This is a genomic window from Pseudomonas sp. IT-P218 (assembly GCF_949767605.1).
GTDB lineage: Bacteria > Pseudomonadota > Gammaproteobacteria > Pseudomonadales > Pseudomonadaceae > Aquipseudomonas > Aquipseudomonas putida_AE.
This window is the reverse complement of record NZ_CATKQQ010000073.1, coordinates 1-460: the sequence shown is the minus strand read 5'-3', so window position 1 is coordinate 460 and position 460 is coordinate 1. Positions and strand designations below refer to the sequence as shown.

At 63.0% G+C, this 460-nt stretch carries 1 protein-coding gene; it reads left to right on the top strand.

The genetic code is table 11. The features are described 5' to 3' along the window. The coding region (locus tag ACM6I6_RS26200) for a contractile injection system protein, VgrG/Pvc8 family (protein WP_414920909.1) at positions 1 to 460 on the top strand (460 nt) is incomplete at both ends.

The window sequence follows — 460 nt, the reverse complement described above, 5'->3', positions numbered from 1 at the left end:
AGCCAGCCCTTCAGCTACCGCATCGAATTTACCTGCACCGAGCAGGACCTCAGCGCCGAGCAGATGCTCAACAAGGACGCCTGTTTCAGCCTGTACCCCTCGCCGCCAAAGCCACCTTACCCAGGCTTTCCAGCGCCCGAGTACAAGCCGTTGCGAAGCCTCTACGGCATGGTCAACAACTTCCAGCGCCTGTCCAGCTCCCGCGACGAAGCTCGCTATGAAATCACCCTGCAACCGCGCCTGGCGCTACTCGCACACGGCCGCCAGTACCGCCTGTACCAGCAGCAGTCGGTCCCGGAGATCGTCGAGCACATCCTGCGCAGCCGCCACGACTTTCTCGGCCAGCACTTCCTGTTCCAGCTGGTGCGTGAATACCCCCGCCGCGAGCAGGTCATGCAGTACGGCGAAAGTGACCTGGCGTTCATCGAGCGCCTGCTGGCCGAGGTCGGCATCTGGTACC